Genomic DNA, 13,885 nt, shown 5'->3' with positions numbered 1-13,885 from the left:
GCCGCCGCCATCCGCCGGCTCGGCGCCGAGGGCGGCGTCCCCCCCCGCGAGATCGTGCTCTCCGGCTACCCGGTGGCCGATCCCGGCCTCGCCAGCCCGATCCGCCTCAGCTTCCACCGCATGGAGGCGCACGTCGCCGACAAGTGCGGGCTCTGGCCCCAGGATCTCGGCGAGAGCAGCCCGGTCGCGAACTTCCGCAACCAGCCGTCGTGGAACCTCGGCTGCTCGACCCAGGCAACGATCGCCGCGCAGGTCGCCGACCCGGTCGACCTGGTGCGCGGGCGCCCCGAGGGCCGCATCGACACGATCCGCCGGGTCAAGGACATCGGCCAGCTCCGCGAAGGCAAGGATCCGTCAACCGCCTGGCGGCAGGATGGCAAGACCAGCGTCAAGTCCTCCGTGGCCGAGTGACCCGGCGGGCGACGCCGCCACCCGGCGCCGCCCCCTACCCCGACACACCGTTCCCGCGCTCCCACGAACCCGAAGGCCTCGTCATGGCGGACCACCCCGAGACATCTGAGCGGATGATCGCCCCGGTGCCCCGGATCACGATCCAGGCGTTCTGCGAGACCGCGGAGACCGCCGCGATGATCGAGGGCGCCGGGACCGACCGACGCATGCAGAAGGCCCTCCTGAAGGTCCAGATGGGCGGCGGTGCGGCGGCGGTGGAAGCCTACCGCCACGCGCCGACGCCCAACGTCATCATCATCGAGACGCAAGGGCCGAAATCCCGGCCGATGGAATGCCTCGACGCCCTCGCCGAGGTCTGCGACGCCGGCACCCGGGTGATCGTCGTCGGCCACGTCAACGACGTGGCGCTGTACCGCCAGTTCATTCAGCGCGGCGTCAGCGACTACCTGATGGCGCCGGTCGAGCCGCTGGCGCTGATCGCCTCGCTCTCGGACCTGTTCGCAGCCCCCGGGGTGAAGCCGGTCGGGCGGACCATCGCGGTCTACGGCGTCAAGGGCGGCATCGGCGCCTCGACGGTCGCCCACAACCTCGCCTGGTCGATCGCCCGCGGCCAGGGCGCGCAGACGGTGATCGCCGACCTCGACATCGCCTTCGGCACCGCCTCGCTGAACTTCAACCAGGACCCGCCCCAGGGCATCGCCGAGGCGGTGTTCGCCCCCGAGCGCCTCGATTCGAACCTGGTCGAGCGCCTGCTCTCGAAGTGCAGCGACCAGCTCAGCCTGCTCTCGGCGCCGGCGAGCCTCGACCGGACGATCGACCTGTCCGAGCCGGCCTTCGATGCGCTGATCGACCACCTGCGCGCGGCCGTGCCCTGCATCGTCCTCGACTTGCCGCACCAGTGGTGCGCCTGGTCGAAGCGGGTGCTGACCGCGGCCGACGAGATCCTGATCGTCGCCGGCCCCGACCTCGCCTCCCTACGCAACGCCAAGAACCTGCTCGGCGCGCTGCAGCAGGGCCGGCCCAACGACGCCCGGCCCCGTGTCATCCTGAACGGCGTCGGGGTGCCCAAGCGCCCCGAGATCGGGGCCGCCGAGTTCGCCAAGGCGCTGGAGGCGCCGCTGGCCGCCAGCATCCCGTTCGAGCCGGCCCTGTTCGGGACGGCCGCCAACAACGGCCAGATGATCGCCGAGGTGCAGGCCGGCTCGAAGCCCGCCGAGATCTTCGCCGACCTCGCGGCGGCGCTGCTCGGCCGGCCCGAAGCCAAGCGCGCCCGGCCGAACCTGCTCGAACCGCTCCTGGCGAAGCTCGCGCGGCGGAAGGCGTCCTGATGCCGGCGCTTACGCGGCCTGCCGTCCCGGCGGACGATCCAACCTTCGCACCGCCCGCACTACTGCGCGGTCGCGCACCCGCGCGCCCGCGCGCCGCCATGCCATCCGAGGATCCGTTCCATGTTCGGTAGGAGGCAGGGCGCCACGGCGGCGCCGACCGCGCCGCCGGTCGTCGCGCGCGCGACCGCACCCGTGCTGGTGCAGGAGAACGTGGCCGCCAAGCGCATGGATGCGTCGGCGCCGGTCGCCGCGCAGGACAACCCGCGCTCTGAAGACTACTACCGCACCAAGAGCATGATCTTCGGCGCGCTGATCGAGGCGATCGACCTCGCCCAGCTCTCGCGCCTGGAGCCCGAGTCGGCGCGCGAGGAGATCCGTGACATCGTCTCGGAGATCATCGGCCTCAAGAACATCGTGCTGTCGATCGCCGAGCAGGAGGAACTGCTCGACGACATCTGCAACGACGTGCTCGGCTACGGCCCGCTCGAGCCGCTGCTCGCCCGCGACGACATCGCCGACATCATGATCAACGGCGCCAACCGCGCCTTCATCGAAGTGAGCGGCAAGATCCAGCTCACCAACGTGCGCTTCCGCGACAACCAGCAGCTGATGAACATCTGCCAGCGCATCGTCAGCCAGGTCGGGCGTCGGGTCGACGACGCCTCGCCGATCTGCGACGCGCGCCTGCCGGACGGCTCGCGCGTTAACGTCATCGCACCGCCGCTGGCCATCGACGGCCCGGCCCTCACGATCCGAAAGTTCAAGAAGGACAAGCTCACCCTCGACCAGCTCGTGCGCTTCGGCGCCATCTCGCCGGAGGGGGCCGAGATCCTGAAGATCATCGGCCGCTCGCGCTGCAATATCGTCATCTCCGGCGGCACCGGCTCGGGCAAGACGACCCTGCTCAACTGCATCACCGCCTTCATCGAGAACGACGAGCGGATCATCACCTGCGAGGACGCGGCCGAATTGCAGCTGCAGCAACCGCACGTGGTGCGCCTGGAGACGCGCCCGCCCAACATGGAGGGCCAGGGCCAGGTCACCATGCGCGACCTCGTCAAGAACTGCCTGCGCATGCGGCCCGAACGGATCATCGTCGGCGAGGTGCGCGGACCCGAGGCCTTCGACCTTCTCCAGGCGATGAACACCGGCCACGACGGCTCGATGGGAACGCTCCACGCCAACTCGCCGCGCGAGTGCCTGTCGCGCATCGAGTCGATGATCTCGATGGGCGGCTTCACCCTGCCCTCGAAGACGCTGCGCGAGATGATCTGCGGCTCGATCGACGTCGTGGTGCAGGCCACCCGCCTGCGCGACGGCTCGCGCCGCATCACCCACATCACCGAAGTGCTCGGGATGGAGGGCGACGTCATCACCACGCAGGACATCTTCCTGTTCGACATCCTCGGCGAGGACGCCAACGGCAAGCTGATTGGGCGCCATCGCTCCACCGGCGTCGGCCGGCCGAAGTTCTGGGAGCGCGCCCGCTACTACGGCCTGGAGCGCCAGCTCGGCGAGGCGCTCGATGCCGCCGCGGCGGCGGGAGGCGCCCCGTGAACGGCGGGAACCTGCAACTCGCCGTCGGGCTCGTCTTCGTGACCGCGCTGGCGCTCGGCTACGTCTTCCTGATGCCGCTGATGATGGGCGAGCGGCGCGCGGCCCAGCGGCTCCGGACCATCAGCGCGTCGGCGACCGGCAGCGCGATCCGCGGCGTGAGCGTGAACCGGCGCGAGCAGGTCGCCAAGACGCTGGGCGAGATCGAGGCCAAGGCCAAGGGCGCCGCGAAGGTGACCCTCGAGCTGAAGATCGCGCGGGCCGGCCTGGCGTGGTCGCAGCGGACCTACTGGATGATGTCCGCCGGGCTCGCGGTGTTGGTCGGGCTGCTGGTGCTCGTGGTGAGCGCGAACCCGGTCGCCGGCCTGGGCGGGGCCTTCGTCGGCGGCCTCGGCGTGCCGGCGTTCCTGCTGCGCCACCTGCGCAAGCGCCGCATCGCGAAGTTCCTGAGGGAACTGCCCAACGCCGTCGACGTGGTGGTGCGCGGCATCCGCACCGGCATCCCGGTGGGCGATTGCTTCCGCATGGTCTCCCGCGAGGCCGAGGAGCCGGTGCGCTCGGAGTTCCGGGTGATCATCGAGACCCAGACGCTGGGCCTGTCCCTCGGCGAGGCGGTCTCGCGGCTCTACGAGCGGGTGCCGGTGCAGGAGGTGAACTTCTTCTCGGTCGTGATCAACATCCAGCAGCAGTCGGGCGGCAACCTCTCCGAGGCGCTTTCCAACCTGTCGCGGGTGCTGCGCGAGCGCCGGAAAATGGCCGGCAAGATCCAGGCGATGAGCATGGAGGCCAAGTCCTCGGCCGGCATCATCGCCGCGCTGCCCTTTGTCGTCGCCGGCATCACGTCGCTGACAAGCCCCGACTACATCTCGCTGCTCTGGACCACCGACATCGGCAAGCTCGCCCTGCTGGGCTCGGCGATCTGGATGGGCCTCGGCATCCTGACCATCAAGAAGATGATCGCGTTCGACTTCTGAACGCCCGCGGGCTCCGCTCGCCGCCCCCCTTCGGACGCCCTTTCGGGAAGCCCCGTCGCCATGATCGACCTCATCGCCCAGAAGGTCTTCGACCCGCGCAACGTGGCCATCGCGCTGACCGCGATCGCGGCGGCGGCCACCGCCTTCGCCGTGGCGCAGCCCTTCCTCGAGAGCGACAACCTCGGCAAGCGGATGAAGCTCGTCAGCGACGAGCGCGAGGTCATCCGCCAGCGGGAGCGCGAGCGGCTCAACACCAAGGCGACGCTGCGGATCGAGCCCAAGGCCTACATGAAGCAGATCGTCGAGCGGTTCGACCTGCGCCGCTGGCTCGGCACCGACACGGCCAAGCGCAAGCTCTTGATGGCCGGCTATCGCGGCCAGCAATCCGAGACGACGTTCCTGTTCTTCCGCCTCGTCATGCCGGTCGCGGCGACCCTGGGATCGATCTTCTACCTGTTCGTGCTGGAAGCCCTCGACCAGCCCTACCTGATGCGCATCGGCATCGTCATCGCCTGCGCTTACGGGGGCATCAAGGCTCCGGAATTGTACCTCGTCAACACGTCGAACAAGCGCAAGGCCGAGATCAAGCGGGCCTGGCCCGACGCCCTCGACCTGACGCTGATCTGCGTCGAATCGGGCATGGCGATCGAGCACGCCTTCCGGAAGGTCAGCACCGAGATCGCCGCCACATCGGTGGTGCTGGCCGAGGAACTGGCCCTGATGACGGCCGAGATGTCCTTCCTGCCGGACCGCCGGCAGGCCTACGAGAACCTCGCGATGCGCGTCGGCCTCGAGCCGGTGAAGGCGGTCGTCACGGCCCTGATCCAGGCGGAGCGCTACGGCACCCCGGTCGGCCAGGCGCTCCGCATCCTGGCGCAGGAGAGCCGCGACCAGCGCATGACCGACGCCGAGAAGAAGGCCGCCTCGCTGCCGCCGAAGCTCACCGTGCCGATGATCCTGTTCTTCCTGCCGGTGCTGTTCGTGGTGATCATCACCCCGGCGATCATCCAGGCGATCCGCTGAGGCGGAGCGTCCGCCCGACGCGGGAAACGCCGGCGAATCCTTGACACGGCAGGTGCCGATCCCCTATCCACCGGGCACAACGCGCGGCTTCCTCGCAGAAGGCCGTGCGTTTCGCGTTGCGGCAGCCCCCGGGCAGATCGCGACGAACGCATAAGAAGTCGGTCCAGGGCGCGTCCCGGAGGCCGTTCGAACCACGAGAGAGACGATGTTCGCAGTCATCAAGACGGGCGGCAAGCAGTATCGCGTTGCCGAGAACGACACCATCACCATCGCCAGCCTCGAAGGCGACGAAGGCTCCGCCGTGACCTTCGGCGAGGTCCTCCTGTTCGCCGACGGCGACGCGACCCAGGTCGGCGCGCCGCTCCTGTCGGGCTTCAGCGTCACCGGCGAGATCGTCTCCCACGGCCGCGACAAGAAGGTCATCGCCTTCAAGAAGCGCCGCCGTCAGAACTCGCGGCGCAAGCGCGGCCACCGCCAGCACCACACGGTCGTGCGCATCACCGGCCTCACTGCCGGTTCGAAGAGCGCGTAAGGGCCGCCGAGGCCCCCACGCGATCCGCACGTCCCGATCCCACGTCATTCGAAAGACTGAACCATGGCACACAAGAAAGCAGGCGGCTCGTCCCGCAACGGCCGCGATTCGGCCGGCCAGCGCCTCGGCGTGAAGAAGTTCGGCTCGGAGGCCGTCATCCCGGGCAACATCATCGTGCGCCAGCGCGGCACCAAGTGGCACCCCGGCACCAACGTCGGCATGGGCAAGGATCACACCCTGTTCGCCCTGACCGAGGGCCGCGTGGAGTTCCAGACCAAGCGCGGCCGCGCCTTCGTGGCGGTGGTGCCGCTGGCGCAGGCGGCAGAGTAGACGGCGGGCACCTCGTACAGGCGAAGCAGGCCCCGCCGGTGTCCCACACCGAACCGGCGGACCTGTTTCTCGCATCCTGGCCACGAGGCCCGGAGTCGAACGGAACACGCGGGGGAGGATGGGGCGCCATCCTCCCTTTCGTCGTCTCAGCGCAACGGTTCTCCGCTACGGAGGATCGCGGCGGAGGAGCCCGAACGATGTTCCCCGATCTGACCCGCGACGACGTCTTCCGCATCGAGACCCGCAGCCTGTGGCTGCGCTGGCCGCGCGCCAAGGACGTGGATGCGATCGTGCGGCTCGCGGGCGAGCGGGCGGTGGCCGAGATGACGGCGCGGATCCGCCACCCGATCGACCGCGCGGAGACCGAGGCCTTCGTGATCGAGGCGCGGCGCTGCAACGCCCTCGGCGACGGGCTCGCGATGGCGGTCTCGCTCCGCTCCGATCCGGCCGGCCTCGTCGGCTTCGTCGGAATTCGGTCCGATGCCGCGGTGGACGGCGCGCGCCTCGGCTACTGGCTCGGCCGGCCCCATTGGGGCCGCGGGCTCGCCACCGAGGCCTCGGTGGCCATGGCGCACGCCTACTTCGCCTATGCCGGCGGCACGGCGCTGACCGCCGAGGCGCGCGTCGAGAACCCGGCTTCGCGCCGGGTGCTGGAGAAGGTCGGGTTCGTCCGCACGGGCACGGCGACGGAGTATTTCCCGGTCCGCGGCTGCGAGATGACCTCCGACCGCTTCCGGCTCGACCGCGCCGCGTGGTCGGCCCGGGCCGACCGGGTCGCCTGCGACCGGGCCGCCTGACGGCATCTCGGTGCGACACGATAGGGTTCGAGGCGGGGTTCGCACGGCGTGCGACCCCGGCCGCGGACGGACAGGGCCGCACCGGAGCGGCGTGAACGGACGAAGCGGGCCGCCACCCGCCTCGATCAAGAGACGAGCGACACCGTGAAATTCCTCGACGAAGCCAAGGTCTATGTCCGTTCCGGCGACGGAGGCGCGGGGTGCGTCGCGTTCCGGCGCGAGAAGTTCATCGAGTTCGGCGGCCCCAACGGCGGCGACGGCGGGCGCGGCGGCGACGTCTGGGTCGAGTGCGTCGAGGGCCTGAACACGCTGATCGACTACCGCTACCAGCAGCACTTCAAGGCGCGGAAGGGCGAGCACGGCATGGGCTCGAACCGCCACGGCGCCAACGGCGCCGACGTGGTGCTGAAGGTGCCGGCCGGCACCCAGATCCTGGCGGTCGACGGCGAGCACCTGATCGCCGACATGACCGAGGTCGGCCAGCGGGTCCGGCTCGCCAAGGGCGGCAACGGCGGCTTCGGCAACGCCTACTTCACCACCTCGACCAACCGCGCCCCGAAGCACGCCAACCCGGGCCTCGAAGGCCACGAGCAGTGGATCTGGCTGCGGCTCAAGCTCATCGCCGACGCCGGGCTCGTCGGGCTGCCGAACGCCGGCAAGTCCACCTTCCTCGCCACCGTGACCTCGGCCAAGCCGAAGATCGCGGACTACCCCTTCACCACCCTGCATCCGGGCCTCGGCGTGGTGCGCTCGGACGCCCGCGAGTTCGTGCTCGCCGACATCCCCGGCCTGATCGAGGGCGCCCACGAGGGCGTCGGGCTCGGCGACAAGTTCCTGGCCCACGTCGAGCGCTGCCGCGTGCTGCTGCACCTCGTCGACGCGACCTGCGAGCATGCCGGCAAGGCCTACAAGACGATCCGGCGCGAGCTCGAGGCCTACGGCGAGGACCTCGCCGGCAAGCCGGAGATCGTGGCGCTTTCCAAAGCCGACGCGATCGACGCGGACACCCTCAAGGAGCAGGTCGCCCGCCTGAAGCGCGCCGCCAAGCGCAAGCCGCTGGTCCTGTCCTCGGCCTCGGGCCAGGGCGTGCCGGAGGCCCTGCGCGCGCTCCAGGGCGAGATGGACGCGGCCGCCGAGGCGGAGCGCGTCCCCGAGCCGGCCTGGCAGCCGTGATGACGGTCGGCCCGACCTCGACTATGGTCTCCCGCTGGACGGTGTCCTCGTGGAGCGGACGGTGATCGAAGCTCTGATCGTGGAGCGAGACGAGGCGCTCGGACATGCCAAGGAGTTGGCCGAGCGCACAGGCACGTCGGTCGAAGACGCGGTGGTCTCCGCGCTTCGCGCGTCGCTTCGCGAAACCCTGCCGGCCGAAGGCCTGTCGCCTCAGCCTCCGCGCGTTCCAACCTTGGAAGATCTGACGCCGAAGCGCCGCCGCCGGTACGAATCGTTACGGGGCTTCGTCCGTGAGATCGCAGATCACAAGGTGCCGGGGGCGACCTCGGACCATCGCGATCTGTACGATGATCACGGCCTTCCGATCTGAGGCGCGCCGTTGATCGCGATTGATACGTCGGCGATCGTGGCCATCCTGATACGGGAACCGGAAGCGGATGCTTTCCTCCGCTTGATCCTCGGCGAGCATGTCATCGTCGGAACGCCGACGCTCATCGAGACGTGCATGGTTCTGGAGCAGAAACTGCCCGGCCAGGCGCGCAGAGCGGTCGATCGTTTTCTCGACGACAGCTTGATCAACATCGTGGCCTTCGATGCGGCGATGTTCGAGGCCGGCGCCGACGCTTTCCTACGTTCCGGGAAGGGCCGCGGCCATCCGGCCCAGCTGAATTTCCGCGACTGCTTCACCTACGCCGTCGCCAGGACGTATGCGGTGCCGCTCCTGTTCAACGGCGACGACTTCGTCCACACCGACCTCATCCCCGCATTCGTCCCGGCGTCATGACCCCCTCCCTCGATCAATTCCGCCGCGTCGTCATCAAGGTCGGCTCGGCCCTGCTGGTGGACCGCGCCCGCGGGCGGCTGCGGCATGCGTGGCTCGCGGCGCTCGTCGAGGACATCGCCGACCTGCATGCCCGCGGCGTCGACGTGCTGGTGGTGTCCTCGGGCAGCATCGCGCTCGGGCGTACCGTGCTCGGCTTCGCTCCCGGCGCCCTGCGCCTGGAGGAGAGCCAGGGCGCGGCCTCGGTCGGGCAGATCGCCCTGGCGCGGCACTGGGCCGAGGCGCTCGGGTACCACGGCATCGTCGCCGGGCAGATCCTGGTGACGCCCCAGGACACCGAGGAGCGCCGCCGCTATCTCAACGCCCGGGCGACCGTGCTCAAGCTCTTGGAGATGCGGGCGGTTCCTGTCGTCAACGAGAACGACACCGTGGCGACCTCCGAGATCCGCTACGGCGACAACGACCGGCTCGCGGCCCGCGTCGCCACGATGATCGGCGCCGACGTGCTGGTGCTGTTCTCCGACATCGACGGGCTCTACACCGCGCCTCCGAGCGCCGACCCGGACGCGCGCCACCTGGCCGTGGTCGAGCGGATCACCCCCGAGATCGAGGCGATGGCCGGCGGGCCCGCCTCGGAGCTGTCGCGCGGCGGCATGCGGACCAAGGTCGAGGCCGCCAAGATCGCGGTGTCGGGCGGGACCCACATGATCATCGCCGACGGCCGCGAGAAGAACCCGCTGCGCAGCGTGGTCGCGGGCGGCCGCTGCACCTGGTTCTTGTCCGGCTCCACCCCCACCGCGGCGCGGAAGACCTGGATCGCCGGGTCGCTCGAGCCGCGCGGCACCCTGGTGATCGACGACGGCGCGGCGCGGGCGCTCGAAGGCGGGGCGAGCCTGCTGCCGGTGGGCGTCTGCGGCGTCGAGGGAAGCTTCGGCCGGGGCGACGCGGTGCTCATCCGCGACCGTGCCGGCCGGGTGCTGGGCCGCGGCCTCGTCGGCTACGACAGCACGGAGGCGGCGCTGATCCTCGGCCGCCCGAGCGCGCAGATCGCCGACCTCCTCACCTATCCGGGACGCGCGTGGATGGTGCATCGCGACGACCTGGCGATGTTCTAGGCTCGCTCCTGCGTCGTCCGAGATCGGGTGACCGTTTCGAAACGTTCCGATCTTCGCGCCAGCGCTTGTTTCGTCGTCCCCGAGGATGCAGATAATCCGCAGCTTCGTAGGCGGCTCGCTTCGGGCTGCCGAACTGGGGTTGTACCGGTGCCAGTCCTGAACATGCGATCCGACTTCGCGTCGGCCGACGACCTCGCCGAGACCATGAACGGGATCGGCCGGCGCGCCCGCGCCGCCGGCCGCAAGCTCGCGCTGGCCTCGGCCGAGACCAAGGACGTGGCCCTGCGGGCCATCGCCGAGCGCCTGCGCGCCGACCGCGTCGTCATCCTGGGCGAGAACGCCCGCGACGTCGCCGCCGCGAAGGCGGCCGGGCAGAGCCAGGCGCTGATCGACCGCCTCACCCTCGACGCGGGGCGCCTCGCCGCGATCGCCGACGCGGTCGAGAAGATCGGCGCGCTGGCCGACCCCGTCGGGCGCCAGGTCGCCGCCTTCGAGCGTCCGAACGGGCTGCTGATCGAGCGCATCGCCGTGCCGCTCGGCGTCGTCGGCGTGATCTTCGAGAGCCGCCCCAACGTCACCGCCGACGCAGGGGCGCTCTGCCTCAAGGCCGGCAACGCCGCGATCCTGCGGGCCGGCTCGGACAGCCACCGCAGCGCCATGGCCATCGCCGAGTCGATGCGCGCCGGGCTCGAAGCCACCGGCCTGCCCGCGGACGCGATCCAGATCGTGCCGACGAAGGACCGCGCCGCGGTCGGCGACATGCTCGCCGGCCTCGCCGGCTGCATCGACGTGATCGTGCCCCGTGGTGGGCGCGGCCTGGTCGAGCGGGTCCACGCCGAGGCGCGGGTTCCGGTCTTCGCCCACCTCGACGGCATCTGCCACGTCTACGTGGCGGCCGCGGCCGACCTCGACATGGCGCGGACCATCCTGCTCAACAGCAAGATGCGCCGCACCGGCGTCTGCGGCGCCACCGAGACCCTGCTGGTCGACCGCGCCTGCGCCGGCACCCACCTCGCCCTCCTCGTCGCCGCCTTGCTGGAGGCCGGCTGCGCGGTGCGCGGCGACGCCGCCGTGCAGGCGGTCGACGGCCGCGTCACCGCGGCGACCGAAGCCGACTGGCGCACCGAATACCTCGACGCGATCATCTCGGTCCGGGTGGTCGACGGGCTCGAGGCGGCGATCGAGCACATCGAGACCTACGGCTCGCACCACACCGACGCGATCGTCACCGAGGATGGGGACGAGGCCGTGCGCTTCCTGGCCGAGGTCGATTCGGCGATCGTCGTGCACAACGCCTCGACCCAGTTCGCCGACGGCGGCGAGTTCGGGTTCGGTGCCGAGATCGGCATCGCCACCGGCCGCATGCACGCCCGCGGCCCGGTCGGCGTGGAGCAGCTCACCACCTTCAAGTACCGAGTCCACGGCAGCGGCCAGACGCGCCCGTGAGCCGTTTCGCGCCCGCGCGTTCCGGAGCGATAGCGATCCCGATCCTTGGCCCCGCGTGAGGGCGCGTTGCCGCCGTCCGCGCCGGGGATGCGGATCGGCCTCTACGGCGGCTCGTTCAACCCGGCCCATGCCGGCCACCTGCATGTCGGCACCATGGCCCTGCGGCGCCTTCGCCTCGATCGGCTGTGGTGGCTCGTCACCCCCGGCAACCCTCTGAAGCGCGGGCGGCCGATCGCGCCGCTGGCCGAGCGCTGCGCGCAGGCTGCCGCCGTCGCACGCGGCGACCCGCGGATCGCGGTGACCGGCTTCGAGGCGGCGATCGGTGCCCGCTTCACCCGCGACACCCTGCGCTGGCTGGCGCGGCGGCGGCCGGGCGTCCGCTTCGTCTGGATCATGGGGGCCGACTCGCTGGCGAGCTTCCACCGTTGGAAGGGCTCCGCCGAGATCATGCGGCTGATGCCGGTGGCTGTGATCGACCGGCCCGGCCATACGCTCAGCGCCCCGAGCGCGCGGGCCGCGCGGCGGTTCTCCGCCGCCCGGATCCCCGAGTCGGATGCCTCCGCCCTGCCGGATATGCCCCCCCCGGCCTGGGTCTTCCTTCACGGCCCGCGCTCGCATCTCTCCTCGACGCAGATCCGCGATGCGCGCCGCGGCGGCGGAGAACCTTGAATTACCGGCCGGAACCGGCCAAAGTCCGCGGTTCTACGCACGCGCGCGCCGCCGCTGCCGCTATCCGAGGAATCAGGACGCTGTCCGAGTCGCTCCACACGGGAACCCAGGGTTCCGAGACCGCTGCCCTGGCCAGGGTCGAAGACCTGAGGACGCTCGTGCTCGGGTGTCTCGACGAGATGAAGGCCGAGGAGACGATCGCCATCGATCTCGCCGGCAAGACCTCGATCGCCGACACGATGATCATCGCGTCCGGACGGTCGCAGCGCCATGTCGGCTCGATCGCCGACCACATCACGCAGGAGATGAAGGCCAAGTCCTTCGGCACCGCCCGCGTCGAGGGCATGCCCGCCTGCGACTGGGTGCTGATCGATGCCGGCGACATCCTGGTCCACATCTTCCGGCCTGAGGTGCGCGGCTTCTACAATCTCGAAAAGATGTGGGGGGCCGACCGCCCCTCGGGCCTTTCCGCCGACTGAACGACGACGCCTTGCGCCTCCTCGTCGCCGCGATCGGGCGCCTCAAGACCGGGCCCGAGCGCGACCTGACCGCGCGCTACCGCGAACGCGCGGCGCAGCTCGGGCGCGGCCTCGGCTTCACCGCCTGCGACATCGCCGAGATGGTCGAGAGCCGCGCGCGGCGCGCGCCCGACCGCTGCGCCGAGGAGGCGACCGCTCTGTTGGCTCAGGTGCCCGCCGGCGGCGTCCTCGTGGCCTACGACGAGCGCGGGCGCGCCGACCTGCCGAGCGAGCGCGTGGCCGAGCGCATCCGCAACTGGCGCGATGCCGGGCGGCCCGCCCTCGTGGTCGCCATCGGCGGCGCGGACGGACTCGACGGCGCGGTCCGGGCGCGGGCCGACCTCACCCTCTCCTTCGGCGCCGCGACCCTGCCTCACGGCATCGTGCGCGTCCTGGCCCTCGAACAGCTCTACCGCGCCCTCACGATCCTGGCGGGGCACCCGTATCATCGCGGTGATCCCGACGGGTGAACGCCTCGCGTGTGCCGCAATGCTGGACGACAGGGGCGGTGATGCACGGAGCCGGCAAACGCACGCCATGAGGCTGGTCACCACGGGCGCTCTCGCCGCCGCACTTGCCGCCGGCCTCGCCGCCATGCCCGCGAGCCGCCTTCGGGCGCAGGATGCTGCCGCACCGGTCACCGAGGCCGAGCGCATCCAGCGCGCCATCGACGAGCGCGACCGCCGCGCCGACAACCTCAAGCGGGTCCAGGACGCCCTCTCCGCCAGCGTGGGCGCCAAGGCGCAGTTCGAGGCGGAGATCGCGAGCATCGGCGGCGACCGGGCCAAGCTCGACGCGGCCTTGCTCGATGCGGGCCGGCAGTCGCAGGCCACCGAGGACCGCATGAGCCGCCTGGAGGAGCGTCTGAAGACGCTCTCGGGCAGCGAGACGGCCATCCGCCGCTCCCTCGACGCCCGCCGTGGTGTGATCGCCGAGATCCTGGCGGCGCTCCAGCGCATGGGCCGTCGCCCGCCGCCGGCGGTGCTGGTCAACCCCGAGGATGTGCTGGCGGTGATCCGCACCTCGATGCTGCTCGGGGCGATCGTGCCCGAGATGCGGGGCGAGGTGGACACGCTGGCCGCCGACCTCGCCGAGCTCGTGCGCCTGCGCGGGCTGATCGCCGCGGACCGGCAGGGCCTGCGGAACGACCTCGCCGGCTGGGCGCGCGAGCAGCAGCGCCTCGCCGCCCTCGTCGCCGCGCGCAAGGCGCGGCAGGCGGAGGCCGAGGCCGGGC

The 13,885-nt window shown here is 71.0% G+C and carries 16 protein-coding genes and 1 pseudogene; all 17 read left to right on the top strand.

From position 1 onward, the window contains the following. Window positions 1-411 (top strand): CpaD family pilus assembly protein (locus FV229_RS19960; protein ID WP_187275214.1); only part of this gene is annotated, 411 nt, incomplete at its 5' end. 83 nt (window positions 412-494) lie between these two features. Next, the gene (locus tag FV229_RS19955; protein WP_147753629.1) at window positions 495-1,739 is read left to right on the top strand and encodes an AAA family ATPase; all 1,245 of its coding nucleotides are present in this window, start codon (window positions 495-497) and stop codon (window positions 1,737-1,739) included. 120 nt (window positions 1,740-1,859) lie between these two features. Continuing rightward, complete coding sequence (locus FV229_RS19950) at window positions 1,860-3,296, top strand: CpaF family protein (RefSeq protein WP_147753628.1); 1,437 nt, start codon at window positions 1,860-1,862, stop codon at window positions 3,294-3,296. Window positions 3,297-3,367: 71 nt separating this feature from the next. Then, entirely contained in the window at window positions 3,368-4,267 is a 900-nt protein-coding gene (locus FV229_RS19945; RefSeq protein ID WP_147753632.1) for a type II secretion system F family protein, read from the top strand. 60 nt (window positions 4,268-4,327) lie between these two features. After that, complete coding sequence (locus FV229_RS19940) at window positions 4,328-5,290, top strand: type II secretion system F family protein (RefSeq protein WP_147753627.1); 963 nt, start codon at window positions 4,328-4,330, stop codon at window positions 5,288-5,290. Window positions 5,291-5,495: 205 nt separating this feature from the next. Next, window positions 5,496-5,822, top strand: coding sequence for a 50S ribosomal protein L21 (gene rplU / locus FV229_RS19935; protein WP_147753626.1), 327 nt, complete (start codon window positions 5,496-5,498; stop codon window positions 5,820-5,822). 63 nt (window positions 5,823-5,885) lie between these two features. Then, window positions 5,886-6,152, top strand: coding sequence for a 50S ribosomal protein L27 (rpmA, locus tag FV229_RS19930; protein WP_147726605.1), 267 nt, complete (start codon window positions 5,886-5,888; stop codon window positions 6,150-6,152). 197 nt (window positions 6,153-6,349) lie between these two features. Then, a complete protein-coding gene (locus tag FV229_RS19925; protein ID WP_147753625.1) occupies window positions 6,350-6,949 on the top strand; it encodes a GNAT family N-acetyltransferase in 600 nt (199 codons plus the stop codon). A gap of 144 nt (window positions 6,950-7,093) precedes the next feature. Continuing rightward, a complete protein-coding gene (gene obgE, locus FV229_RS19920; RefSeq protein WP_147753624.1) occupies window positions 7,094-8,122 on the top strand; it encodes a GTPase ObgE in 1,029 nt (342 codons plus the stop codon). A gap of 61 nt (window positions 8,123-8,183) precedes the next feature. After that, window positions 8,184-8,492 carry a type II toxin-antitoxin system VapB family antitoxin gene (locus tag FV229_RS19915; protein WP_187275213.1) on the top strand — a complete coding sequence of 103 codons (309 nt, stop codon included), beginning with the start codon at window positions 8,184-8,186 and terminating at the stop codon, window positions 8,490-8,492. A 9-nt stretch (window positions 8,493-8,501) separates the two neighbouring features. Beyond that, window positions 8,502-8,906, top strand: a complete 405-nt coding sequence (locus tag FV229_RS19910; protein ID WP_147753622.1) for a type II toxin-antitoxin system VapC family toxin — start codon at window positions 8,502-8,504, stop codon at window positions 8,904-8,906. Next, window positions 8,903-10,018 carry a glutamate 5-kinase gene (gene proB, locus FV229_RS19905; protein WP_147753621.1) on the top strand — a complete coding sequence of 372 codons (1,116 nt, stop codon included), beginning with the start codon at window positions 8,903-8,905 and terminating at the stop codon, window positions 10,016-10,018. Before FV229_RS19910 ends, proB begins: the two co-directional genes overlap by 4 nt. A gap of 147 nt (window positions 10,019-10,165) precedes the next feature. After that, window positions 10,166-11,464 carry a glutamate-5-semialdehyde dehydrogenase gene (locus FV229_RS19900; RefSeq protein WP_147753620.1) on the top strand — a complete coding sequence of 433 codons (1,299 nt, stop codon included), beginning with the start codon at window positions 10,166-10,168 and terminating at the stop codon, window positions 11,462-11,464. A 45-nt stretch (window positions 11,465-11,509) separates the two neighbouring features. After that, window positions 11,510-12,133: a nicotinate-nucleotide adenylyltransferase gene (locus tag FV229_RS19895; RefSeq protein WP_281406733.1), complete on the top strand. Its 624-nt coding sequence runs from the start codon at window positions 11,510-11,512 to the stop codon at window positions 12,131-12,133. A gap of 158 nt (window positions 12,134-12,291) precedes the next feature. Further along, window positions 12,292-12,612, top strand: coding sequence for a ribosome silencing factor (rsfS, locus tag FV229_RS19890; RefSeq protein WP_306422424.1), 321 nt, complete (start codon window positions 12,292-12,294; stop codon window positions 12,610-12,612). 11 nt (window positions 12,613-12,623) lie between these two features. Further along, window positions 12,624-13,121 carry a 23S rRNA (pseudouridine(1915)-N(3))-methyltransferase RlmH gene (rlmH, locus tag FV229_RS19885; protein ID WP_147753619.1) on the top strand — a complete coding sequence of 166 codons (498 nt, stop codon included), beginning with the start codon at window positions 12,624-12,626 and terminating at the stop codon, window positions 13,119-13,121. 124 nt (window positions 13,122-13,245) lie between these two features. After that, a pseudogene (locus FV229_RS19880) lies at window positions 13,246-13,885 on the top strand (hypothetical protein); the annotation flags it as partial.

The sequence above is a fragment of the Methylobacterium sp. WL120 genome (assembly GCF_008039465.1).
GTDB lineage: Bacteria > Pseudomonadota > Alphaproteobacteria > Rhizobiales > Beijerinckiaceae > Methylobacterium > Methylobacterium cerastii.
The sequence above is the reverse complement of the archived record's forward strand: the minus strand, read 5'-3'. Positions and strand labels throughout refer to the sequence as shown.